The sequence below is a fragment of the Pseudorhodoferax aquiterrae genome (genome assembly GCF_014652235.1).
In the GTDB taxonomy this organism is placed as follows: domain Bacteria; phylum Pseudomonadota; class Gammaproteobacteria; order Burkholderiales; family Burkholderiaceae_C; genus Pseudorhodoferax; species Pseudorhodoferax aquiterrae.
In genome coordinates, this window is the sequence record NZ_BMYK01000004.1 from 458,337 (window position 1) to 480,000 (window position 21,664).

20 protein-coding genes are annotated in these 21,664 nt (G+C 71.8%); 9 read left to right on the forward strand and 11 right to left on the reverse strand.

The genetic code is table 11. From position 1 onward, the window contains the following. Nucleotides 1-122: 122 nt before the first annotated feature. Both IE209_RS33795 and IE209_RS10095 read left to right on the forward strand, forming a co-directional pair. Nucleotides 123-593, forward strand: a complete 471-nt coding sequence (locus IE209_RS33795; protein WP_229882796.1) for a rhodanese-like domain-containing protein — start codon at nt 123-125, stop codon at nt 591-593. A 15-nt stretch (nt 594-608) separates the two neighbouring features. Beyond that, nucleotides 609-878, forward strand: coding sequence for a DUF2277 domain-containing protein (locus IE209_RS10095; RefSeq protein ID WP_189686806.1), 270 nt, complete (start codon nt 609-611; stop codon nt 876-878). Here IE209_RS10095 and IE209_RS10100 read toward each other — a convergent pair. Continuing rightward, complete coding sequence (locus tag IE209_RS10100; RefSeq protein ID WP_189686807.1) at nt 868-1,854, reverse strand: response regulator; 987 nt, start codon at nt 1,852-1,854, stop codon at nt 868-870. The two genes, IE209_RS10095 and IE209_RS10100, sit on opposite strands and share 11 nt — an antisense overlap. A gap of 99 nt (nt 1,855-1,953) precedes the next feature. On the opposite strand from IE209_RS10100, the gene IE209_RS10105 reads away from it, so the two are divergent. Further along, entirely contained in the window at nt 1,954-2,598 is a 645-nt protein-coding gene (locus tag IE209_RS10105; RefSeq protein ID WP_229882782.1) for a helix-turn-helix transcriptional regulator, read from the forward strand. Here the strand turns inward: IE209_RS10105 and IE209_RS10110 are convergent. The 3 genes from IE209_RS10110 to IE209_RS10120 form a co-directional block, all read right to left on the reverse strand. Continuing rightward, a complete protein-coding gene (locus tag IE209_RS10110; RefSeq protein WP_229882783.1) occupies nt 2,595-4,046 on the reverse strand; it encodes an amidase in 1,452 nt (483 codons plus the stop codon). The two genes, IE209_RS10105 and IE209_RS10110, sit on opposite strands and share 4 nt — an antisense overlap. Nucleotides 4,047-4,073: 27 nt before the next feature. Continuing rightward, nucleotides 4,074-4,493 (reverse strand): YgiW/YdeI family stress tolerance OB fold protein, encoded by a 420-nt coding sequence (locus IE209_RS10115; RefSeq protein ID WP_189686810.1) that lies wholly within the window; start codon nt 4,491-4,493, stop codon nt 4,074-4,076. An 88-nt stretch (nt 4,494-4,581) separates the two neighbouring features. Next, nucleotides 4,582-5,766 (reverse strand): glycoside hydrolase 100 family protein, encoded by a 1,185-nt coding sequence (locus tag IE209_RS10120; protein ID WP_189686811.1) that lies wholly within the window; start codon nt 5,764-5,766, stop codon nt 4,582-4,584. Between the two features lie 50 nt (nt 5,767-5,816). On the opposite strand from IE209_RS10120, the gene IE209_RS10125 reads away from it, so the two are divergent. After that, nucleotides 5,817-6,914 (forward strand): DNA glycosylase AlkZ-like family protein, encoded by a 1,098-nt coding sequence (locus IE209_RS10125; RefSeq protein WP_189686812.1) that lies wholly within the window; start codon nt 5,817-5,819, stop codon nt 6,912-6,914. Between the two features lies 1 nt (nt 6,915). Here the strand turns inward: IE209_RS10125 and IE209_RS10130 are convergent, their stop codons facing one another. After that, complete coding sequence (locus tag IE209_RS10130) at nt 6,916-8,178, reverse strand: putative Na+/H+ antiporter (RefSeq protein ID WP_189686813.1); 1,263 nt, start codon at nt 8,176-8,178, stop codon at nt 6,916-6,918. Nucleotides 8,179-8,440: 262 nt separating this feature from the next. Between IE209_RS10130 and IE209_RS10135 the strand changes: the two genes are divergently transcribed. Genes IE209_RS10135 through IE209_RS10150 form a run of 4 tightly spaced genes read left to right on the forward strand, consistent with a single transcriptional unit; the run spans nt 8,441 to nt 13,444 of the window. Beyond that, nucleotides 8,441-9,919: an aldehyde dehydrogenase gene (locus tag IE209_RS10135; protein WP_189686814.1), complete on the forward strand. Its 1,479-nt coding sequence runs from the start codon at nt 8,441-8,443 to the stop codon at nt 9,917-9,919. 40 nt (nt 9,920-9,959) lie between these two features. Further along, a complete protein-coding gene (locus IE209_RS10140; protein ID WP_189686815.1) occupies nt 9,960-11,432 on the forward strand; it encodes an FAD-dependent oxidoreductase in 1,473 nt (490 codons plus the stop codon). A 37-nt stretch (nt 11,433-11,469) separates the two neighbouring features. After that, nucleotides 11,470-12,468, forward strand: coding sequence for a Bug family tripartite tricarboxylate transporter substrate binding protein (locus IE209_RS10145; protein WP_189686816.1), 999 nt, complete (start codon nt 11,470-11,472; stop codon nt 12,466-12,468). Between the two features lie 49 nt (nt 12,469-12,517). Continuing rightward, nucleotides 12,518-13,444: a LysR family transcriptional regulator gene (locus tag IE209_RS10150; protein WP_189686817.1), complete on the forward strand. Its 927-nt coding sequence runs from the start codon at nt 12,518-12,520 to the stop codon at nt 13,442-13,444. 34 nt (nt 13,445-13,478) lie between these two features. Here IE209_RS10150 and IE209_RS10155 read toward each other — a convergent pair whose 3' ends face one another. From IE209_RS10155 to IE209_RS10170, 4 genes are read right to left on the reverse strand one after another with little or no spacing between them, the layout of a single operon-like run. After that, nucleotides 13,479-14,444, reverse strand: a complete 966-nt coding sequence (locus tag IE209_RS10155) for a Bug family tripartite tricarboxylate transporter substrate binding protein (protein ID WP_189686818.1) — start codon at nt 14,442-14,444, stop codon at nt 13,479-13,481. A gap of 5 nt (nt 14,445-14,449) precedes the next feature. Continuing rightward, entirely contained in the window at nt 14,450-14,680 is a 231-nt protein-coding gene (locus IE209_RS10160) for a DUF2783 domain-containing protein (protein ID WP_189686819.1), read from the reverse strand. After that, on the reverse strand, nt 14,668-15,453 hold the full coding sequence (locus tag IE209_RS10165; protein WP_373305315.1) for a class II aldolase/adducin family protein: 786 nt from the start codon (nt 15,451-15,453) through the stop codon (nt 14,668-14,670). Before IE209_RS10165 ends, IE209_RS10160 begins: the two co-directional genes overlap by 13 nt. After that, the gene (locus IE209_RS10170; RefSeq protein WP_189686820.1) at nt 15,450-17,081 is read right to left on the reverse strand and encodes an FAD-dependent monooxygenase; all 1,632 of its coding nucleotides are present in this window, start codon (nt 17,079-17,081) and stop codon (nt 15,450-15,452) included. Before IE209_RS10170 ends, IE209_RS10165 begins: the two co-directional genes overlap by 4 nt. 94 nt (nt 17,082-17,175) lie before the next feature. Between IE209_RS10170 and IE209_RS10175 the strand changes: the two genes are divergently transcribed. Continuing rightward, nucleotides 17,176-17,946 (forward strand): helix-turn-helix transcriptional regulator, encoded by a 771-nt coding sequence (locus IE209_RS10175; protein ID WP_189686821.1) that lies wholly within the window; start codon nt 17,176-17,178, stop codon nt 17,944-17,946. Between the two features lie 124 nt (nt 17,947-18,070). Here the strand turns inward: IE209_RS10175 and IE209_RS10180 are convergent, their stop codons facing one another. After that, nucleotides 18,071-18,826, reverse strand: a complete 756-nt coding sequence (locus IE209_RS10180; RefSeq protein WP_189686822.1) for a glutathione S-transferase family protein — start codon at nt 18,824-18,826, stop codon at nt 18,071-18,073. Nucleotides 18,827-18,844: 18 nt separating this feature from the next. Beyond that, nucleotides 18,845-21,649 carry a bifunctional [glutamate--ammonia ligase]-adenylyl-L-tyrosine phosphorylase/[glutamate--ammonia-ligase] adenylyltransferase gene (gene glnE, locus IE209_RS10185; protein ID WP_189686823.1) on the reverse strand — a complete coding sequence of 935 codons (2,805 nt, stop codon included), beginning with the start codon at nt 21,647-21,649 and terminating at the stop codon, nt 18,845-18,847. Nucleotides 21,650-21,664 lie beyond the last annotated feature (15 nt).

A 21,664-nucleotide genomic window follows, 5' to 3' on the forward strand; every position in this document is an offset into this window, starting at 1 on the left:
ACCAGGGCCGCACGCACACGACCATCGGGGCCGAGAAGCGGTCGAATCCGCGCGTGGCCGGCAAGAGCGAGGCCGAGTTCGTGGCCATCATGGAGGCGCTCAACCTGCCCCGCCCCCAGCGCATGGACGAGGCCGTGCCGGCCAACCTGCAATCGGGCCTGGGCGCCGCGCCGGCGGTGGCCGATGCCGCGCCGCGCCCGGCCGAGGGCTACGCCGGGGATGTCTCACCCGCACTCGCGGCGCAGTGGTTCGCCGATGGCCAGGCCGTGCTGGTGGATGTGCGGACCGACGCCGAGCGCGAGTGGGTGGGCTTCGTGCCCGGCGCCGTGCCCGTGGCCTGGAAGCAGTGGCCCGGCATGGCGCTGAACCCGGACTTCGACAGCGCGCTGCGCGCCGCCGTGCCCCCGGGCGGCAAGGTGCTGCTGCTGTGCCGTAGCGGCGTGCGCTCGGTGGCCGCGGCCAAGCGCGCGACCGAATTGGGCATCGAGGCCTACAACATCCTCGAAGGCTTCGAGGGGGACCCCGATGCCGATGCGCACCGCAACCGCAAGGGCGGCTGGCGCTACCGCGGCCTGCCCTGGCGGCAGAGTTGAGTCAGGGGGAGCGCCATGTGCCGCAGCATCAAGACCCTGTTCAACTTCGAGCCGCCGGCGACAGAACTGGAGATCCGCGCGGCCTCGCTGCAGTTCGTGCGCAAGCTCTCGGGCTTTTCGGTGCCGTCGAAGGCGAACGAGGCCGCCTTCGCGCGGGCGGTGGAGGCCGTGGCGGCCGCGGCCAGCGAACTGCTCGCGGAGCTGGTGACGACGGCCGAGCCGAAGAACCGCGACGACGAGGCCGCCAAGGCCCGCGCGCGCAGCGTGGCCCGCTTCAGCGCCTGACCTGGCGCTCGGGCTGGCGCGCGAGCCAGGCCGCGTAGCTGCTCTCGGCCGGCGGCTGGTGCGCCGCTTCCAGCATGAACAGCGCGCCGATCAGGCTGCCGTCCAGCCCGATCGGGAAGGCCGGCTCCAGCCGCGGCACCGCGCCGCGCCCCAGCGCCTGGCCCAGTTCCAGGTCGACGAGACGGCGGCCGTGCCGGATGTCGTCCAGCGCGCTGGCGTCCAGCCCCGCGGCCTCGGCCAGCTGCTCCAGCTCCTCCAGCCCGGACACCGGTTCGAGCTGCAGCCATCCCACCGCGCCGGCGGCCGTGCGCCCGAGCGCGCCGAACGGGTCGCCCAGCACCACATGCTCAACGAAGCCATGCTGGTCCAGCAGCTGCTGCAGCGCGCGCGCCGTGGAAGGCACGCGCAGCTGCGCGTTCTGCACCGGCGTCAGCGTGCCGCGCCAGATCTGCGAGGCGCGCGTGTTGGCGTTGGAGGGCATGTGGCGCAACACCGTCAGCAGGCGGGCCGCCACGTCGGGATCCTGCTTGGGCAGGAACTGGTCGATCAGCGCGCGGTTGAAGGCATCGACGGCGATCTGCTCGTCGGCCTGGCCGGTCAGCAGCACGCGCAGGCCGGGCCAGTCGCTCAGGGCGGCGAGCGCGTCCAGACCGTTCATCTGCGGCATCGAGTAGTCGACGATGCAGGCGTGCGTGAGCGCGTAGCGCGCGCGCACCGGGCCGGCCCAGTAGGCCAGCACCTGCGGCAGCAGCGGTGTGGCGCCCTGGCGCCAGCGGTCGATGATCTGCTGCTGCGCCCAGGCGTCGTCTTCCCAGACGGCCGATTCCTGCTGCAGCAGGCCCAGGCACTCGTCCACGCTGGTGTGCAGGCGCACATTCCAGTGGCCGGGCAGCATGAGGGCCAGCATCTGAAGGTAGTCCGGGTCGTCGTCCAGGAACGAGAAACTGCCGGGGCAATGGAACAGCGGAAGGCTCATGGAGAGGGGACAGGTGGGTCCTGGAAAGTGCCGGTGGTATTGTCACGGCAAGGTTTTCCCATGTCGTCACGCTCACCTGTCAGAACTGCCAGTCGCTCCTTGATCGAACTCCTGCGGGAGTGGTTGCACGCGCTTTCAGCGCAGGACGTGGGCGCCATCGTGGTGCTGGGGCCGGAACTGCACGGTGAGCCGTCCGAGCGCCGCGTGCTGGCCGTCTACCCGCTCAGCGCCCAGCAGGCCGCCTATGCGCTGGCCCGCAGTCCCGACTTCGGCGAAGGTCCGCGGCGGCATGGCATGCCGGCTGCGGCCTCGCAACGGCTGGCGCAGCCGCACCAGCCCGAGGCCGAGGTGGATGCGCAATGGCGCCGCGCCTGGCTGGCCCTGGGCATGCAGGCGGTGGTGCGCGTGAGCTTCGGACTGCCGGCCGGGCGCAGCTTCGATTGCTTCCTGTTCGTTTCGGGCGAGCTGCACCAGCGCAGCCAGGTTGCCGCGCTGGCCTGGCTGGCCCAGGGCTTCTGGCCCAGTCTGCGCAGTGCGCTGGTGGCGGCCTGGAGCCCGCTGACGCGGCGCGAGGAGGAATGCCTGCGGCTGGCCTTCGACGGCCTGACCGCGCGCGCCAGCGCCGAGCGCATGGAATGCTCCGAGCGCACCGTCAATTTCCACATGGCCAACGCCATGGCCAAGCTCGGCGCGGACAACAAGATGGCGGCGATCCAGCGCGCCTGCTGGCTCGGTGCGATCTAGGTCGATGCGTCAGCGCGGCTCGGCGGCGTGCGGCGCAGCAGGGCCTGCTCGGCCGCCTCGTAGGCGGCGGCCAGGCGCAGCACGCCGGCGTCGTCGCGCGGGCGCCCGATCAGCTGCAGGCCCATGGGCAGGCCCTGCGGGCCGAAGCCGGCCGGGATGCTGATGGCCGGCAGACCCGCGAAGGTGGCGTAGATCACCACCTCCATCCAGCGGTGGTAGGTGTCCATGGCGCGGCCCGCGATCTGCGTGGGCCAGCGCTCGGTGGCCGCGAAGGGCCAGACCTGGGCGCTGGGCAGGGCCAGCACGTCGTGGCGCTCGAACAGGCCCAGCAGGTGCTGGTAGAAGGCCGTGCGCCGGCCGCTGGCGGCCATGAACTGCGCGGCGCTGGTGCCCTGGCCCTGCTCGTATTCCCACAGCGCCTCGGGCTTGATGCGTTCGCGCGCCTGCGGCAGCGCCATCAGCGGCGCGATGCGCGCGCCCACGAGCACGCGGCGCCAGATGAGCCAGGCGTCCCAGACCGGCTCGGGCGCCGTGCCGAGCGCCGTGGGCTCGACCACGCAGCCCAGCGCGGCCAGCCGGCCCAGCGCCTGTTCGCAGCAGTCCAGCACGCCGGCCTCCATGGGCAGGTAGCCGCCCAGGTCGCCGAGCCAGGCGATGCGTGCGGGCCGCGCGGGCTGGCCCAGGGCTTCGGCGAAGCGGGCGCCATCGTCCAGCGACAGCGGCGCGCGCACGTCGTGGCCGGCCTGGGTGTCCAGCATGCGCGCGAGGTCGCGCACGGTGCGCGCCATCGGGCCGGCCGTGCCCAGCTGCGCGAGCCAGGCATCGGTGGCCGGCACCTGCGGCACGCGGCCCTGGCTGGGCCGCATGCCGAAGATGTGGTTCCAGCCGGCCGGGTTGCGCAGGCTGCCCATGAAGTCCGAGCCATCGGCCACGGCCACCATGCGCTGCGCGAGCGCCACGGCCGCGCCGCCGCTGCTGCCGCCGGCCGAGCGCGTGGGGTCCCAGGCGTTGCCGGTGGTGCCGAAGACTTCGTTGAAGGTGTGCGAGCCCAGCCCGAACTCGGGCGTGTTGGTCTTGCCGATCACGATGCCGCCGGCCGCCTTGATGCGCGCGACCATCAACTCATCCTCGCGCGGCACCTGGTGCGCCAGCAGCGGCGAACCGTGCGTGGTGGCGATGCCGGCCGTGGCCGAGAGGTCCTTGATGGCCTGCGGGATGCCGTGCAGCCAGCCCTTGGACTGGCCGCGCGCGAGCAAGGCGTCGTGCGCGTCGGCCTCGGCCAGCAGGGCCTCGGGATCGCGCAGGCTCACGATGGCGTTGAAGCACGGGTTGCGCGCGGCGATGCGGGCCAGCGTGGCCTGCATCAGTTCGAGGCAGGTCAGCTGGCCGGCGTGCAGGGCCTGCGAGAGGGCGGTGGCGTCGAGGTCGTCGAGGATGTTCTGGGGCATGCCCGGTTTATAGGGCATGCCGCGGCGTCAGTTCACCAGCGTGATGCGGTCGACCTCGAACTCGCGCTTGCGCAGGCCCTTGTCGAACTCGCCGACCAGTTCCACGCGCTGCTCGGCGCCGATGGTCTGGCCGGGCGGGAAGCGGTCGTCGTCGATCTCCACCGTGATGCGGCCGCTGTCGTCGGCGAAGGTGTACTTGTCGCCGCCATCGTGCGAGACGATGCGGCCTTGCAGGCGTGCGTGCTGCTCGTCCTTGCCGGTCTCGAGCAACTGCTTGACCGTGACCAGCGGGACCGAACTCGGGCCGCCGTAGCTGCCGTGCTGGCCGGCCCGGGCCGGCTGCGCGGCCGTGCTGGGGCCGGTGTAGCCGGCGGCCGGCTGGGCCTGGGCGGCGCCCACGGCGAGCAGCATGGCGGCGAGGGCGGCGGCGGTGAGGGAATGGCGCATGGTGGTACTCCTTGGTGCTGTGCCGCAGACCCGTTCCGCGGCATGGCTGCATTGGACGCGCCGCAGATGAAGGCAATCTGATGTGCCGCTACCAGCTGGCCGCACCGCCTTCGAGCATGCGCTGCGCGAGCAGAAAGCCCGCCGCGTTCCAGCTCTGGCCCGGCATGCCGCGCGGTGCCAGCGTCCTGCCGTGGAACCACTCGGTGAAGCGCCAGCCGTGCGCGGCATTGGCCTGCGCCAGCCGCAGCAGCGCGCCCTGCGCCTGTTCCGTACGCCCCAGGCGTGCCAGCGCCATCGCCCAGAAGCCGCCCACGAAGGGCCAGATGCCGCCGTTGTGGTACTGGTGCTGGAGGTTCTGCTGGTGCCGCTCCATGTAGCGGCGCCACAGGTCGTGCTGGCGCGTGAGCGGGTGCAGCACCACGCGCACCGGGTAGGGCTGGTCGGCCTGCGCGGCCGTGATGGTGTCGGCGATGCGCGCGGCCATGGTCTCGTCGGCCAGGCCGCAGAGCAGGGCCAGCACGTTGCCGAACACGTCGCCCTCGTCGCCGACCACGGCCAGGTTCACGAACGAAAGGTACAAGCCGGGATCGCGCCGGCCGCGCCGCGCGTAGTGGCGCAGCAGGCGAGCCCGGTGGTAGGTGGGCAGGTCGCGCTGGAACGGGTTGAACAGGTGGTTGAAGTGGTGCGCCGTGGCCTGCGCGTCGGCGAGGCCGAAGCGCCGCTTGACCTCGAACCACAGCGCGTTGGTGTAGAGCACATAGCCCGAGCGCGGCATGATGTCCGCCCAGTCGCTGGCCTCGTTCTGCTGCAGCAGCCGGAAGGTCTGGTGCTCCTGCGCGAGCAGCCAGCCGATGGCACGCTGCACGCCGTCCTGCCAGTGCGTGGCGCCCACCGTGCCGTGCCGGCGCACGTGGTCCACCGCGATCAGCCACCACAGCGTGGCGTCGATGCAGCCCAGGTACCAGAAGTCGGCGTCCAATCCATCGGGGTCCACGTACTTGGGGATCTGGCCGTTGGCCGCCTGCTGCGCGGCCAGGGCATCGAGGCTGGCGACGGCGCCGCGCTCCAGCGCCGGCACGCCGCTGCCGCACATGGCCATCACGCAGATGGCGGCGTCGCGGCCGAAGATGCGCGTGTAGCGGCGGGCCTCGGCCGCCTGGGTGCGGCTGGCCGCGAGGATGCCGTGCGGCGTGCAGTTGGCCTCGAGCAGGGCCAGCGAGGCCCGGGTGCATTCGGCCAGCAGCGTGGTGGGGGCGTGGTGCGGGTCGGTCATGGTCGGGGCATTCTGAAGCAGGGCGCAAAGTCCCGCGGCATGATGCCGGCATGCCGACCGCCCCCACCCTGGAGCAGCTGCGCCGCCACGCGATCGCGCGCACGCTGTTCACACCCACCACGCTGCCGCGCGCCATCGCCCGCCTGGGCTTCGTGCAGGCCGACCCGATCCGCGCGCCCGCGCGCGCCCAGGACCTCACGCTGCGCCACCGCGTGCGCGACTACCGCGCCGGTGACCTGGAGCGGCGCTACGCCCGGCTCGGCATCGAAGAGGATTTCTTCGTCAACTACGGCTTTCTGCCTCGCGCGCATGCCGACCTCATGCACCCGCGCAGCGCGCGCGACACCTGGACGCCCGAGCGCGCATTGCAGGCCGCCGCCGTGCTGGCCTTCGTGCAGGAGCGCGGCGCCGTGCACCCGCGCGAGGTCGAGGCGCAGTTCGCCCACGGGCGCACGCGCAACTGGTTCGGCGGCCATTCCAACGCGAGCACCCAGCTGCTCGACGCCATGCACTACCGCGGCCAGCTGCGCGTGCTGCGGCGCGAGGGCGGCACGCGCGTCTACGCCGTGCGTGTGTCCGGCCTGCCGCCCGACGACGCCCAGGCCATCGCCGCGCGCATGGACGCCCTCATCGATGTGGTCGTGGCCAAGTACGCACCGCTGCCGGCCGCCAGCCTGGGCCAGCTGCTGAGCCATCTGCTGCGTGGCGGCACGCCGCAATGGGCGGCCGAGCGCGCCGCCGCACTCGCGCGCGTTAGAGCGCGGTTGGCGCGCGCGCGCGTTGACGGCGTGGACTGGTACTGGCCGGCCACCGAGAACCCCGCCGCTGCGCGCTGGCGGACCGACGACGGCGTGCGCCTGCTCACGCCGTTCGACCCCGTGGTCTGGGACCGGCGCCGCTTCGAACTGTTCTGGGGCTGGGCCTACCGCTTCGAGGCCTACACGCCGGCGCCCAAGCGCCAGCTCGGCTACTACGCGCTGCCGCTGCTGTGGCACGAGCAGATCGTGGGCTGGGGCAACCTGTCGGTCGTGGGGGGCGTGCTGCAGGCGCAGTTCGGCTACGTGGCGGGCAGACCGCCGCGGGCCGCCGCGTTCCGCCGCGGGCTCGAAGAAGAACTCGCGCGCATGCGCGCATTCCTGGCCCTGTAGGTCAGAGCAGCAGGAAGGCCGCGGCAGCGACCGCGGTCGGCCCGAGTGCGCCCAGCACCAGGGCGCCGATGCTGATGGTCTCGTCGGCGAAGCCGCGCTTGAGCAGGGCCACGCCGGCCGGGTTGGGCGCGTTCGCGATCACGGTCAGCCCCCCGCCGGCCACGGCACCGGCCACCAGCATGTACTTCGCCGGGTCGGACATGCCCTCGATCAGCGAGCCCAGGTAGGTCAACGCCGCGTTGTCGGTGACGGCCGTGAGCCCCAGCGCGCCGAAGAACAGCGCCAGCGGCTCCAGCCCCGAGACGATGGGCTGCAGCCACCACTGCTGCATGCCGCCCAGCACCACCAGCCCGGCCAGGAAGAAGCCGACCAGCAGTGCCTCCTTGAGAATCAGCGGGCTCTGGTGCTGGGCATAGGCCTGCGTGAAGCCCAGGAACAGCAGGAACAGGCCGAGGAAGATCACGGGGTGGTGGGCGAACAGCACCACGCCCGCGAGCAGGGCCACGTGCACGAGCACCACGGCGGCCGGCAGCGGCTTGGCGGCCGGCGCGGGCGCCGTGCCGGGACTCTGCGCGCGCAGGAAGCGACGCAGCACGAAGGTGGCCACCGTGGCATTGACGAGCACCGCCAGCGCGGCCTTCCAGCCGAAGTTCTGCAGCATGAACAGGCTGTCCCATTGCCAGGCGCTGGCCACCATGAGCACCGGCGGCGCGGCATAGGCCGTGAGCGTGCCGCCGATGGACACGTTCACGAACAACACGCCCAGTGCCAGGTACTTCGCGCCCTCGGGCACCTCACGGCGGAAGATCTGCGGCGCGAGCATGAGCGCCGCGATGGTCATGGCCGCGGGCTCGGTCACGAGCGAGCCGAACAGCGGCACGGCCGCCAGGCCCAGCCAGGCGGTCGCCATGGGCGTGGGCACGGGCGCCAGCCGCGCCGCCTGGTCGACCAGCGCCGCCACGGTGCGCACGATGGGGCGCGAGGCCGCCATGACCATCACGACGAAGACGAAAAGCGGCTCCGTGTAGTTGCGCGATTCGGCATAGGCCAGCGCCTGGGGACCGCCCGCGGCCAGCGCGAGAACGGCGATGAGCACCATGGCCCAGAAGCCGAACACCACCTCTACCTCTCCGAGCAGGTGGAACAGGCCGGCATGGCGCGGGAAACGGTGGGAGAGCCGCTCGAGCTGCTTGGCGGCGAAGGTGTGGGCCAGCGCGATGGCGAACAGCGCGGCGGCGATCCACTGGATCGTGGGGTCGGACATGGGACGGGCAGGGCTAGACCGCGCGGCGGCCCGACCTGCGCGAAGACCTGGCATGCCCCTGCGGCACCCACCCGGGCGCGGATTCTACGGACGCGGGCCAAGCCCTTGCGCCGGACCAGGGCACCGCGCCGCGCCGGTGCCCGAGCGATCTTTCCAAGACCGCAAGTTTCACTTTCGAACTTCTCGGTTTTCCGCGCGCGGCGTGCGCCAGATACTTGCCCGCAACCCCGGATGGCACCGGACAAGACGGAAGGCGAACACCATGCAAACGTACCAACTCTTCATCGACAACCAGTGGGTGGAGCCCGACTCCGGCAGCTACTTCGACGCACTGGACCCCTTCTCCGGCGCGCCCTGGGCGCGCGTGCCGCAGGGCAATGCGCGCGACGTCGACCGTGCCTGCCGCGCGGCCGAGGCCGCGTTCCACGGCCCCTGGAGCCGCCTGTCGGCCACCGAGCGCGGCATGCTGCTGGTGCGGCTCGCGCAGCTGATCGAGCAGAACGCGGAACAGCTGGCGGCGGCCGAGAGCCGGGACAACGGCAAGCTGCTGGGCGAGGTGCTGGGCCAGGTCCGCTACACCGCCAAGTACTTCCGTTACTACGGCGGCCTGGCCGACAAGATCCAGGGTGCGGTGGTGCCGATCGACAAGCCCAAGGTCTTCAACTACACGCGCTACGAACCCGTGGGCGTGGTCGCCACCATCACGCCCTGGAACTCCTCGCTGCTGCTCACGGCATGGAAGGTGGCGCCCGCGCTGTGCGCGGGCAACACCATCGTCGCCAAGCCCTCCGAGCACACCTCGGTGTCCATGTTCCTGCTGGCCCGCCTGTTCGAGCAGGCCGGGTTCCCGGCGGGCGTGTTCAACGTCGTGACCGGGCTGGGCAAGGACGTGGGCGAGCCCCTGGTCGCGCATCCCGCGGTGGGCGTGGTGGCGTTCACCGGCGGCGACGAAGGCGGGCGGCGGGTGGCCGTGCAGGCCGCGCAGCACCTCAAGCGCTGCACGCTGGAGTTGGGGGGCAAATCGCCCAACATCGTGTTCGACGATGCCGACCTGACCAATGCGGCCAACGGCGTGGTCACCGGCATCTTCTCGGCCGGCGGGCAGACCTGCATGGCCGGCTCGCGCCTGCTGCTGCAGGAGAGCATCCACGACCGCTTCGTCGCGCGTCTGCTGGAGATCTGCAAGGACGCCCGCCTGGGCAATCCCGCCGAGCCGGGCGTGCAGATGGGACCGGTGGCCACGCGTCCGCAGTTCGACAAGGTCATGGACTACATCGCGATCGCCAAGGCCGAAGGCGCCCAGTGCGTGCAGGGCGGGCGTTCCCGTTCGGGCCCGGGCTATGGGGCGGGGCAGTTCGTCGAGCCGACCATCTTCACGGGCGTGCACAACGGCATGCGCATCGCACAGGAGGAGGTGTTCGGGCCGGTGCTGTCCGTGATCCCCTTCAAGGACGAAGCGGACGCCGTGCGGATCGGCAACGACATCCGCTTCGGCCTTGCGGCGGGCGTCTGGACGCAGAGCCTGCACCGGGCGATGGTCATGTCCGAGCGACTGCGCGCCGGCACGGTGTGGGTCAACAACTACCGCTCCACGAGCTTCACGACGCCGTTCGGCGGATTCAAGAACAGCGGCCTGGGCCGCGAGGGCGGCGTGGAGGCGGTCAAGGAGTTCCTGGAGGTCAAGAGCGTCTGGATCTCCAGCGACCTGCAGATGCCCGATCCCTTCATCCGCAAGTACTGACACGGCCGAACGGCGCCACCAAGAGGGAGCGGGAGACACCATGGACCAGATTCCAAAGGACGGCACGGCGTACGACGTGCTCGTCATCGGCAGCGGCATCGCCGGCCTGTCCGCGGCATGCGCGGCGGCGGACCGCGGTGCGCAGGTGGCGGTGCTGGAGCGTTCGCCACCCGGGGAGTTCGGCGGCAACACGCGCTGGACCGAGTCCTATCTGCGCATGAAGAACGAGCACGAGGTCAGCGACGACTTCGAGGAACTGCTGGTCGCCAACGCGGGCCACCATATCGATCCGAACGTGGTCGCCGAGGCATCCGGTCCATATGCACAGTGGCCCGGCTACGTGAAGGCCCACGGCATGCCGGATCCGGAGCTGGTCGCCACGCTCTCGGGCGGCGCGGGCCCCACGGTGCAGTGGCTCAAGGGCTACGGCATCCGCTTCGCGGCCCTGCCCACCTACTTCGTCACGGCGGCCGCGCCGCGCCTGATGCCGGTCGGCGGTGGCCTGGCGATGATCGAGGCGTTGCAGGCGCATGCGCGCGCGCAGGGCGTGGTGCTGCATTTCCACACCACCGCGCTGTCGCTGTCGCGGCGTGATGCCGAAGGATGGCTGCGCGTGGGTGTTGCTGCGGGGGTGGAGGCGGGCACCGCCATCACGCTGCGCGCGCGTGCGGTCGTGATCGCGTCGGGCGGATTCGAGGGCAACCCGGAGATGATGACGCGCTACATCGGTCCGACGGCGCGCTACCTCCGTCCGGTGGCGCGGGGCGGCTACTACAACAGGGGCGAAGGCATCCGCCTGGCCTTGGAACTCGGCGCGGCGCCGGCCGGCGACTTCAGCTCCTTCCATGCCGAGCCGCTGGATCCGCGCTCGCCCGCGCCCGAGGCGCTGGTCATGAACTTTCCCTACGGCATCCTCGTGAACCGGCAGGGCCGCCGCTTCACCGACGAGGCGCCCGGCCCGGTGGACGTGCACTACGACCACATCGCCCGCGCGATCAAGGACGAACCCGACGGCATCGCCTGGGTGGTGTTCGACCAGCGCATCCACGACGTGCCGAACTGGAAGCGCAGCATCCGCACGGACCAGCCGCCGATCCAGGCCGACAGCATCGCGGCCCTGGCCCAGGCCTGCGGCATCTCCGCCGCCGGCCTGGAGCGCACCGTGCAGGCCTACAACGCGGCATGCGGAAACGGCGAATTCAGCCCGCTGCGGCCCGACGGTCTGGCCACCCGGGGCCTGGAGCCCCCCAAGTCCCACTGGGCGCGCCCGATCAAGGATGGGCCCTACATGGCCTATCCGATCATGGCCGGCATCTGCTTCACCTACGGCGGCATCAAGACCGACAGCCAGGCCCGGGTCGTCGATGCCGACGGGCGCCCCGTTCCCGGCCTGTACGCGGCCGGCGAAGCCACCGGCCTGTACCACCAGGTCTACACGGGCGCGACCTCGGTGCTGCGCGGCGCGGTCTTCGGAAAGATCGCCGGGGAGCTGGCCGCGGCGTCGTCCGGTTGAGCTGCCTGGAACACGTCGAAATGCACAAGGAGACACCATGAACATTCCTGACCACGGCGCCACGCGCCGCGCTGCGCTCAAGGCCATGGCCTGGGGCGCAGCCGCCGGCCTGTCCGGTGCCGCCGGGGCGCAGACCGCCGCGAAGTGGGTGCCCGCCGGTCCCGTCAAGATGACCGTGCCCTATGCCGCGGGCGGCGGCACGGACGTGCTGGCACGGCTGGTCTCCAGCCAGGTCGGCAACGCGCTGGGGCAGCCCATCGTGATCGAGAACCGTCCGGGCGTGAACGGCATCCTGGGGACCAACCTGGTCTACGGCGCCCATCCGGACGGACAGACCCTGCTGTTCGCGGCCGCGGACTTCATCTCGATCGCGCCGCATGTCTACAGGAACGCGGTCAAGTTCGACCCGGCCCGGTTTGCGCCGGTGGCGCTGATTGCGAAGATGGGTTTCGTGCTGGCTTCGCGCGCCGACAACAGCGCGAAGGATCTGCAGGAGGTCATCGCGCGGGCCAGGGCCAAGGAGGTCACGTACGCCCATTGGGGGCCGGGCAGCACCTCGCAGATGGCCATGGAACTGCTGCGCTCGAAGGCGCCCGGATTTCGGGCCTTGCCGGTGCCGTACGGCGGTGCCGCGCCCGTGCTCAACGCGGTCATGGCCGGCGACGTGGAGTACGGCTTCGTGCCCACGCCGCTGGCCATGGCGAGCCAGAGCAAGCTCAAGCTGTACGCCATCGCCTCGCCGCAGCGCTTCGCGGGCATCAAGGACGTGCCCACGCTCGCCGAGAAGGGCTACGCCGTGGATGCGGACACCTGGTTCGGCGTGCTGGCACCGCCGAAGACACCGGCCGCCGTGGTCGAGGCCCTGCGCGCGCAACTGGTCGCGGCGGCTGCCGATCCGCGCGTGGGCGCGCGCATGGCCGAGATGGGCTACACGGCCACCAACATCACGCCCGAGAACTTCGGCGCCTTCATCCAGGCGGAGTACGCGCGCTGGGGCAGCGTCGTCCGCGCCGCGAACATCCAGTCCGTCGATTGACCCGCGGCGGCCCGCTGCGGGGCCGCGCGCGGCGCGACAATCCGCGCGCATGAAGCGCAAGATCCCCAGCACGATCGCCCTGTCCGTCCTCGAGGCCGCGGCCCGGCACGGCAGCTTTGCACGTGCCGCGGCCGAGCTCTACATGACCGAGAGCGCCGTGAGCCGCCAGATCGCCACGCTGGAAAGCTACGTGGGCGTGCGCCTGTTCAGCCGCGAGAAGAAGCAGGTCGAGCTGACCGAACTCGGCGCCCGCTACGCTGCCGCCATCCGGCCCGGCCTGGACGAGATGGAGGCCCAGACCCTGGCCCTCATGCACAGCAAGGACGGCGGCGGCGTGCTGGAACTGGCGGTCATCCCGACCTTCGCCGCGCGCTGGCTGCTGCCGCGCCTGCACGCGTTCCGGGCCGCGCATCCACGCATCTCCGTCAACATCGGGGAACGTGCCGACCCGTTCCTGTTCCGTGGCACGCCCTTCGACGCGGCGCTGCACTTCGACGACGGTTCCTGGGAAGGCGTGCACAAGGTCCACCTGTTCGACGAAGAGGTCGTGCCGGTCGTGAGCCCGCGCCACCACGATGTGCAGGCGCTGCGCGATCCAGCGCGCCTCGCGCAGGTGCCGCTGCTGGTCAAGCGTTCGCGCCCGGAAGCGTGGCAGCGCTGGTTTGCGCTGGCGGGCTGCACGCCGGGCAGCGTGGCGCCGGCCATGCGCTTCGAGCTCTATTCCACCGTGATCGACGCCGCCAAGGCCGGGCTCGGTGCGGGCCTGGTGCCGCGCTTCTACATCCAGGACGACGTGCGCCGCGGCGAACTCGCCATCCCGCTGGACCTGCCCATCCGCCACGAGAAACGCTATTGCCTGTTCTACCCCAGCCACCGCCCGGTGTCGTCCGTGGTGGCGGCGTTCGAGTCCTGGGTCGTCGCGCAGGCCGCGGCATTCAGCGCGGAGCTGGCGGAGGACCGCGGCGCCGCACCGTAGCGGGATGACGGGGCGCCGTGGCTCCGCGGCGTCCTCAATCCAACCGAATCCCCGCCGCCCGGATCACCGCGCCCCAGCGCCTGGACTCGGCCCGCGCCAGCGCCAGGAACTGCGCGGGCGTGCCTGGCAGCGCCTCCATGCCGATGTCGGCGAAGCGCTTCTGCACGGCCGCGGTCTGGAACGACTTGTTCAGTTCGGCATTGAGCCGCGCCACCACGGGCGCGGGCAGGCCCGCCGGCCCCAGGATGCCCTGGAAGGCGTAGACCTCGCTGTCCTTCACGCCGGCCTCGGCCAGTGTGGGCACGCCGGGCAGCAGCGCGCTGCGCTGCGCCGAGCCGATGGCCAGCACGCGCACCTTGCCGCTTTGCATCACCGACAGGCCCGAGGCCAGGTCCAGGAACATGCAGGGCACCTGGCCGCCCATCACATCGGCCATGGCCGGGGCCGCGCCGCGGTAGGGGATGTGCACGAGGAAGCTGCCCGTGCGGTTCTTGAACAGCTCCATCGCCAGGTGGTGCGGCGAGCCGTTGCCGGGCGAGGCGTAGTTGACCTTGCCCGGGTTGGCCTTCACATGGGCCAGGAACTCGGCGAAGGTCTTGGCCGGGAAGTCCGGGTGCACCACCAGCGCCAGCGGGAAGCGGCCGATCGCGCCGATGTAGCTGAAGTCCTTCTCGGGGTGGAAGGGCAGCTTGGCGAACAGGTGCTCGTTGAAGGCCAGCACGGCGTTGTCGGCCGACAGGATGGTCAGGCCGTCGGGCTTGGCGCGTGCGACGAGTTCGGCACCGATGTTGGTGGCCGCGCCCGGGCGGTTGTCGACCACGATGCTCTGGCCCAGCGGGCCCCGCATGGCCTCGGAGAGCGTGCGCGCCAGCACGTCGGTGCCGCCGCCGGCCGGGTAGGGCACGACCCAGCGGATCGGCTGGTCGCTGCCCTGGGCGTGGGCGGCCGGCGTGGCGAAGGCGGTGGCAGCCAGGGTGGCCAGAAGGTGGCGTCGTTGCATGGGGGTCAGTCTCCGTTCTCGTGGGCGGACAGCGATGGTAGGGGCAGCGCGTGCAAGGCCTCGGCCAGCGCCTGGCGGCAGCGCGCCTCGTCGCCGACCTGCTCCATGAGCAGCAGCGCCAGCCGGGCCAGGAACAGGGCCTCGCGCGCCGGGCCGGCCTCGGTGATGGCCTGGGCGCAGGCCGCGTAGAGGCGGTCGCGCGCGTCGGCGGGCAGGGCGCGGCTCACTGCTTCCATGACGGGTCCAGCCGGTCGATGCGCCGCAGCATCGCGGCGAACAGGTCCTGGCCCATGGCCGCGCCACCCAGGAAGCGGCGCGCATCCTCCACGCAGCCCTGGCGCACGGCCTCGCCGATGGGCTGGCGCGGGCCCAGCGCCGCGCCGGCCACCTGCACCTCGCAGGCGCGCTGCAGCGCCCACAGCGTGTACAGCGCCTTGGGCAAGGTCTCGCTCCAGACCAGCAGGCCATGGTTGCGCAGGACCACGGCCTGGCGCTCGCCCACGCTGGCCAGCAGGCGTGGTCCCTCGTCGGCGTGCAGCGTGATGCCCTCGAAGTCGTGGTAGGCCACGCGGTCGCTGAGCTGGGCCGCGTAGAAGTTCGTGGTTTCCAGGCCCTGGGCGCTGCAGGCCACGGCCATGCCGGCCGTGGTGTGGGTGTGCATCACGCACTGCGCGCCCGGCAGGTGGCGGTGCAGCGTGGCGTGCGGCGTGAAGCCGGCCGGGTTGATGGGCCAGGGGCTGTCGGACAGCAGGCGGCCGTCCAGGTCGACCTTGACGAGGTTGGAGGCCGTGACCTCGCTGTAGTGCAGGCCGAAGGGGTTGAGCAGGAAGTGGTGCTCGGGTCCCGGCACGCGCAGCGAGATGTGGTTGTAGATGCCTTCGCTCCAGCCCCAGAAGTCGAAGATGCGGTAGCAGGCGGCCAGTTGCAGCCGGGCCTGCCATTCGGTGTGCGCCATGCCGGGCGGGCAGGCGGCGAGCGCGGCCGGCAGCGGATCGTGGGCGGTGTTCATGCGGTGGTCTCCTCGTCGTGGTGGATGCAGCTGGCGCGCGCGAGGGCGCGGGCCAGCGCGCCGGCTGGCGGCAGCCCGGGCCAGCGCGCGGCCACGTGGCCGTCGGGGCGCAGCAGCAGCGTGGGGCCGTCGTCGCTCTGCAGCGGCAGCAGCGCCAGCGGCAGCGCCCCGGCATCGCCCGCGAGCGCCGCGGCATGCGCGGGCCGGCACAGCAGCGCGAAGCCCGGGCCGGTGTGGTCCAGCAGGTGGCCGCCGCCGGGCAGCGGCCGGTCGGCCAGCACCTCGCCGGGCAGCGGGCCGGCGATGGCGTGGGTGTCGGGCGTGGACAGCGGCGAGTCCACGTAGCGCACGGCCTCGGTCTGGCGCGGGTTGATGAGCTGGGCGATGCCGCGGTGCCGTTCGGCCAGCGACAGCGCGGCCTCGCGCAGCAGCTCGAAGCCGCGCGAGGGCGGCGACATGAACTCGGTGCTGCGCATGGCGCTCTCGGCGTTGGTGTGGAAGGCCGCGATGCGTTCCTGCGAGTAGCTGTCGAGCAGCGCGTGGCCGGCCCGACCCTGCGCCACCAGCGCGAGTTTCCACGCCAGGTTGTCGGCGTCGTCGAAGCCCGAGTTGAGTCCGCGCACGCCGAAGATCGGCATGGCGTGCGCCGCATTGCCGGCGAACAGCACGCGGCCGTGGCGGTAGCTTCCCAGCGTCATCGCGCCGGCGCGGTAGACCGAGGTCCAGACCGGCTTCCAGGGCAGGTGGCCTTCGCCGATGGCGTCCAGGTGGCGCTGCACGAAGGCCTGCACGGCGGCCGGCGTGAGCGCCTCCTCGGTGCTCTGGCCGGCGCGCAGCTGGTAGTCGATGCGCCAGATGTCGTCGGGCTGGGGGTGCATCAGCACGGTGCCGCCGCGGTGCCAGGGCGGATCGAACCAGGCGCGGCGCTCGACCGGGTGGCGGCTCGGCAGTTCGATGTCGATGATCACGTAGCGGCCTTCGTAGGCCGCGCCGTGCAGTTCCAAGCCCAGCGCCTTGCGCACGAAGCTCTGGCCGCCGTCGCAGGCGACCAGCCAGTCGGCATCGAGCGTGTAGTGGCCCAGCGCATTGCGCGCCTGCAGCTGCACCCCGTCGGCCTGCTGCGCGAAGCCGCTCAAGGCCGTGCCCCAGCGCAGGTCGATCCGACCCGGCGTGGCGGCGTTGCAGCGGTCGATCGCGTCGAGCAGGAACTGCTCGATGTAGTACTGCGACAGGTTCAGCATGGGCGGCAGCTTGTGGCCGGCGTCGTGCGGCATCGCGAAGCGCAGCACCTCGGTGGTCTGGTAGAAGCTGCGGCCTGCCGTCCAGGGCAGGCCCTTGGCCAGGAAGGCCTCGAGCGCACCCAGGCGCTGCAGGATCTGCAGGCTGCGGCGCGAGACGCAGATCGCCCGGCTGCCGGTGCAGACCGTGTCGTCGGCCTCCAGCAGCACGCTGGCCACGCCCTGCATGGCCAGCCCCAGTGCCAGTGCCATGCCGACCGGGCCGCCGCCGGCGATGGCCACGGCATGGCGGCGGGTCTCCCGGCCGTCCTGCAGCGCCGGTAGCCGCGGCGCATGGCGGGTGTAGTGGAAGGCGCCGACGGATGGCGGCGGGGGCTCGGGCGCGGGCATGTCTGTCTCCTCGGTTCTGCGCGATGGCGGGATTGTCAGGAGCCGGCGCGCCGCCGTGTGTAGTAACTTCTGATGACAAGGACAAACCCCCACCATGCAACGCTGGCGCATCCCTCCCACCGACCGGGCGCTGGCCGCCCGCGTGGTCGGCGGCGTGCTGGCCGGCGTGGGCACGGCGCGGCTCGCGGCGCACTACCTCGCGGCCCTGCAGGAACTGCTGCCCGTGACCTTCTGCACCGTGTTCGCGGTCGGTGCCAGTGGCCGCATCGAGACCGTGTCGGCCGCCAGCAGCTATGGCGACACGGCCGAGCGCACGGCCGGCCGCTACGTCGCCGAGCGCTTCGACCGCGTCGACCCCATGCTGGTCTGGCTGGCCGCGCGCAAGCGGCCCGCACGCGCCCAGCTGTGGCTGGGCCACCACCGCGGCGACGAGCTGGCCGACGCGGCCTACCGTGCGGCCTGCTACACCGATGTGGGCATCCGCGAGCGCGCCTCGGTGCTGGTGCTCTCGCCCAACGGGCAGCGTGCGGCCATCAGCTGCTACCGCAGCCTCGCCCAGCCGGCCTTCGCGGCAGCGGACTTTGCACTGCTGGAGGCGCATGCGACGCTGCTGGCCGAGGCGACCGCCGCGCATGGCCGCGTGGTGGCGGCCGGCGCCCCGGTGGCCGCCGGCCTGGCGGGCGCGCTGCTGCGCTTAAGCCCGCGCGAGCGCGAGGTACTGGACCGGCTCGCGGCCGGCCGCACGGCCAAGGAGGCGGCGCAGGACCTGGGCGTGGCACTGAGCACGGTGCGCACGCTGCAGTACCGCGCGTTCCGGCGGTTGGGGCTGCGTTCGGTCAAGGACCTGTTGCGCGGCCGGGCCTGATCGGTTCCCGGCGCAGGCCGCCCTGGCCACGCTGCAGCATCCGTGCGATGCCCTCGGAGCAGCGCCGGGTGCGGCGCAGCGTTTGGAAGTCTTGCGAGGACGGCATCGGTAAGGGGTGCCGCGCTTACTTGCTCAGCACGCCCTTGACCGGATCGGCGCGGCCCAGCGTCTGTGCGCTGACCGGGGCGCCGGCCGCGATCAGCGCCGCGCGCTGCTGCGCAATCGGCGTGCGCGTGCAGATCTGCTCGAAGCGCGCGAGGGTGTCGAAGCAGGGCAGGGCGAGCACGCGCGCCACGAAGGCGGCCGTGCGCGGCCAGCGCGTGGCGTCCAGCTGGTAGCGCGCAAAACCCAGGTTGCGGAAGAAGGTGGCGACCGCGATGTCGGCCAGCGACAGCGGGCCGAACAGCAGGCCGTCGGCGGGCAGCAGGGCCTCGAGGTGGTCCAGCGCGGCCGGGATCTCCACATCGCGCGCCTTGGCCAGCACGGCCTCGTCCACGGGCTGGTTCCAGACGAAGCGGTTGATCACGAGCTGGTTGAAGTAGCGCCAGATGAAGACCTCGCCCAGCACCGAATCGGCATATTCCTCCAGCGCCCTTGCGCGCGCCCGCGCCACGGTGTCGTCGGGCCACAGCGCGGGCGTGGGGTGCTTGTCCTGCAGGTACTCGCAGATCACCGTGGAGTCGGCCAGCGCAAGCTCGCCATCGAGCAGCACCGGCACGCGCCGCGCCGGGCTCAGCCGGGCGAAGCGCTCGTCGCCGAAGAACGGCACGATGGGGTCGATGGCATAGGGCAGGCCCTTGTATTCCAGCACGGCCAGCACCTTGCGCACATAGGGCGAGATGTAGGAACCGATGACGGTCAGCGGCGCGGTGGTCACCATGGGGCTACCTTCGGATGTTCAGTCGAACACGGCGTGCCACAGGGCCAGCACGGCGTCGCGTTCGCCGGCCACGTCGGCGGCGTCGACCTGGGTCGAGGCTTCGTCCAGCCGGGCACGGTGCTGCAGATGGCGCAGCTCGCGGTAGGCGTCGGCCGCGGCATGGCCCACGCCGGTGGGCAGCAGGCCACAGGCCTCGGCGCGGTGCAGCAGTGCGATGTTGCCAACGTTGGCGATCAGTTCGGCATGCCGGGCGGACTGCGACAGCACGAGGTACTGCACGGCGAACTCGGCATCGACCATGCCACCCGGGCTGTGCTTGAGGTCGAACTTCTCGCCGCGCACGGGATGGGCCGCGCGCACCTTCTCGCGCATGGCCACGATCTCGCTGCGCAGTGCCTGCGCATCGCGCGCCGACGTGACCACGGCGCTGCGCACGGCGTCGAAGCGCGGCTGCAGCGCATCCATGCCGACCACGAAGCGCGCGCGCGTCATGGCCTGGTGCTCCCAGGTCCAGGCGGTGTTGCTGCCGCGGCCCTTCTGGTAGTTGGCGTAGGCCTCGAAGCTCGTGATGAGCAGGCCCGAGTTGCCGTTGGGGCGCAGCGCGGTGTCGATCTCGAACAGATCGCCCTCGCGCGTCTTGACGGTCAGCCAGTTGATCATCTTGCGCACGAAGGCGGCGTAGGCCTCGGGCGCGCGCTCGTCCTCGTCCTCGTAGACGAACACGATGTCCAGGTCGCTGCCGTAGCCGAGTTCCTTTCCGCCCAGTTTGCCGTAGCCGATGATGGCGTACTGCGGCTCGGCGCGGTGCGCGTTCTTCAGGCGCTGCCAGCACCAGCGGGCCGTCACGCGCAACATGGTGTCGGCCAGGGCCGAGAGGTCGTCGGCCACCTGCTCCACGGTGAGGCGGCCCTCGACGTCGCGCGCCAGCGTGCGGAAGGTCTCGGCATGGTGGGCGCGGCGCAGCAGGTTCAGCAGTTCCTCCTCGTCGTCCTCGCCGGTACGGGCCAGCGAGGCCCGGCGCTCCTCCAGTTCGCGCTCGAAGGCCTGTGGCTCGAAACGCTCGGACAGCATCGAGGCCGAGGCCAGCTCGTCGATCACGCCGGGGTGGCGCAGCAGGTAGCGCGCCGGCCAGCGTGCCGCGCCCAGCAGGCGCAGCAGGCGCTCGTGCGTGGCCGGCCGCTCCAGCAGCAGCGCGAGGTAGCTTTCGCGGCGCAGCAGCGGCTCGACCCAGTCGGTCCAGCGCAGCGCGCCCTGCAGCCGGTGCGTGGCATCGATGCCCTCGCCCGGATGCGCGTCGCGCAGCCAGTCGGCCGTGCGCTGCACCAGGCGCAGCAGCCGCCCGCGGCTCTCGTCGCGCAGCGCCGCCACGCGCGGGTGCTCGCGCCAGGCCTCGATGCGCTGGCGGAAGTCGGACGGCAGGCGGTCGAGCACGGCGTCGAAGTCCGGCACCGCCGGGCCCTGCGCCTTGGGGCCGCCCTTGCAGTTACCCTTGCAGGGCTTGGCGTCGCCGCCAAGCAGGATGTCGAACTCCTGCGCGACGAACTCGCGGTGCTGGTCCAGCTCGGACAGGAAGGGGCAGCACGAGGCATAGCCCATGGTCTCGGCGATCCAGGCCAGGTCCTCGTCGCCCGAGGGCAGCACATGGGTCTGCTGGTCGTCCAGGTACTGGATGCGGTGCTCCACGCGGCGCAGGAACACGTAGGCCTGGGCCAGCGCCTCGGCCGTGGCCTGGGGCATGAGCCCGGCGCGCGCCAGGCGCGGCAGTGCGTCCAGCGTGGAGCGCGTGCGCAGCTCGGGGAACTGGCCGCCCCGCACCACCTGCAGCAGCTGGACGATGAATTCGATCTCGCGGATGCCGCCGCGCGAGAGCTTGACGTCGTTGGCACGCTCGGGATGGCCGGCGGCGCGGCGTGCGGCGTGCTCGCGGATCTGCCGGTGCAGCGTGCGCAGCGCCTCGAACACGTTGTAGTCCAGGTAGCGGCGGAACACGAAGGGCAGCACCACGCTGCGCAGCTCGCTGGCCGAGCCGTCCTGCACGCAGCGGCGCGGTGCGACCACGCGGCTCTTGAGCCAGGCGAAGCGCTCCCATTCGCGGCCCTGCACCTGCAAATAGTCTTCCAGCGCGCCGAGCGAGACGGCCGGTGGGCCGGAGTTGCCATGGGGACGCAATGCCAGGTCCACGCGGAACACGAAGCCGTGCTCGGTGGTGTCGCCGACCAGCGCATAGACGGTCTTGATGGCGCGCGAGAAGTACTCGTGGTTGCTGATGCGCCCGCGCCCGTCGGCCGTGCCGGCGGTCTCGCCGTCCTGGTCGTAGATGTAGATGAGGTCGATGTCGCTGGAGACATTGAGCTCGCGCGCGCCGAGCTTGCCCATGCCGATGACCCACAGCTGGGCGCGCCGGCCGTCCGCCGTGCGCGGCATGCCGTGGCGTTCGTCGAGTTCGCGCTCGGCCTGCAGCAGGGCTTCGTCCAAGGCCAGTTCGGCCAGCTCGGTCACGGCCGTGGTCACCACCGCCAGTTCGGCGCGCTGCTCGCAATCGAGCACCACCAGCCGTTCCATGACCAGCTGGCGCAGCACCCGCAGCGCGGCGCTGAGGCCATGGCCGCCCGCCAGCAGTTGCGCCAGCGTGGCCTGCATGGCGGCCTTGCGCGGCGGGCCCGGTGGCAGCAGCGCCAGTTCGGCGGCGTAGCGGCGGCGCAGGCGTTGCACGAAGCGCGAATGCAAGGTCGGCACCGGGGCCGCGGCAGGAGATTCGGGAAGGAATGGCGTTAACAAAGGGTCACGGGGGAGGGCGGAACCGGTGCCGGGGTCGCGGGTCATAATTCCTGGCCGATC

Excerpts from the sequence above, each read along its gene's own strand:
- IE209_RS33795 (WP_229882796.1), top strand. The coding sequence starts at position 123 with ATGGACGAGGCCGTGCCGGCCAACCTGCAATCGGGCCTGGGCGCCGCG.
- IE209_RS10095 (WP_189686806.1), top strand. The coding sequence starts at position 609 with ATGTGCCGCAGCATCAAGACCCTGTTCAACTTCGAGCCGCCGGCGACA.
- IE209_RS10100 (WP_189686807.1), bottom strand. The coding sequence starts at position 1,854 with ATGAGCCTTCCGCTGTTCCATTGCCCCGGCAGTTTCTCGTTCCTGGAC.
- IE209_RS10110 (WP_229882783.1), bottom strand. The coding sequence starts at position 4,046 with ATGCCCCAGAACATCCTCGACGACCTCGACGCCACCGCCCTCTCGCAG.
- IE209_RS10115 (WP_189686810.1), bottom strand. The coding sequence starts at position 4,493 with ATGCGCCATTCCCTCACCGCCGCCGCCCTCGCCGCCATGCTGCTCGCC.
- IE209_RS10120 (WP_189686811.1), bottom strand. The coding sequence starts at position 5,766 with ATGACCGACCCGCACCACGCCCCCACCACGCTGCTGGCCGAATGCACC.
- IE209_RS10125 (WP_189686812.1), top strand. The coding sequence starts at position 5,817 with ATGCCGACCGCCCCCACCCTGGAGCAGCTGCGCCGCCACGCGATCGCG.
- IE209_RS10130 (WP_189686813.1), bottom strand. The coding sequence starts at position 8,178 with ATGTCCGACCCCACGATCCAGTGGATCGCCGCCGCGCTGTTCGCCATC.
- IE209_RS10135 (WP_189686814.1), top strand. The coding sequence starts at position 8,441 with ATGCAAACGTACCAACTCTTCATCGACAACCAGTGGGTGGAGCCCGAC.
- IE209_RS10140 (WP_189686815.1), top strand. The coding sequence starts at position 9,960 with ATGGACCAGATTCCAAAGGACGGCACGGCGTACGACGTGCTCGTCATC.
- IE209_RS10145 (WP_189686816.1), top strand. The coding sequence starts at position 11,470 with ATGAACATTCCTGACCACGGCGCCACGCGCCGCGCTGCGCTCAAGGCC.
- IE209_RS10150 (WP_189686817.1), top strand. The coding sequence starts at position 12,518 with ATGAAGCGCAAGATCCCCAGCACGATCGCCCTGTCCGTCCTCGAGGCC.
- IE209_RS10155 (WP_189686818.1), bottom strand. The coding sequence starts at position 14,444 with ATGCAACGACGCCACCTTCTGGCCACCCTGGCTGCCACCGCCTTCGCC.
- IE209_RS10160 (WP_189686819.1), bottom strand. The coding sequence starts at position 14,680 with ATGGAAGCAGTGAGCCGCGCCCTGCCCGCCGACGCGCGCGACCGCCTC.
- IE209_RS10165 (WP_373305315.1), bottom strand. The coding sequence starts at position 15,453 with ATGAACACCGCCCACGATCCGCTGCCGGCCGCGCTCGCCGCCTGCCCG.
- IE209_RS10170 (WP_189686820.1), bottom strand. The coding sequence starts at position 17,081 with ATGCCCGCGCCCGAGCCCCCGCCGCCATCCGTCGGCGCCTTCCACTAC.
- IE209_RS10175 (WP_189686821.1), top strand. The coding sequence starts at position 17,176 with ATGCAACGCTGGCGCATCCCTCCCACCGACCGGGCGCTGGCCGCCCGC.
- IE209_RS10180 (WP_189686822.1), bottom strand. The coding sequence starts at position 18,826 with ATGGTGACCACCGCGCCGCTGACCGTCATCGGTTCCTACATCTCGCCC.
- glnE (WP_189686823.1), bottom strand. The coding sequence starts at position 21,649 with ATGACCCGCGACCCCGGCACCGGTTCCGCCCTCCCCCGTGACCCTTTG.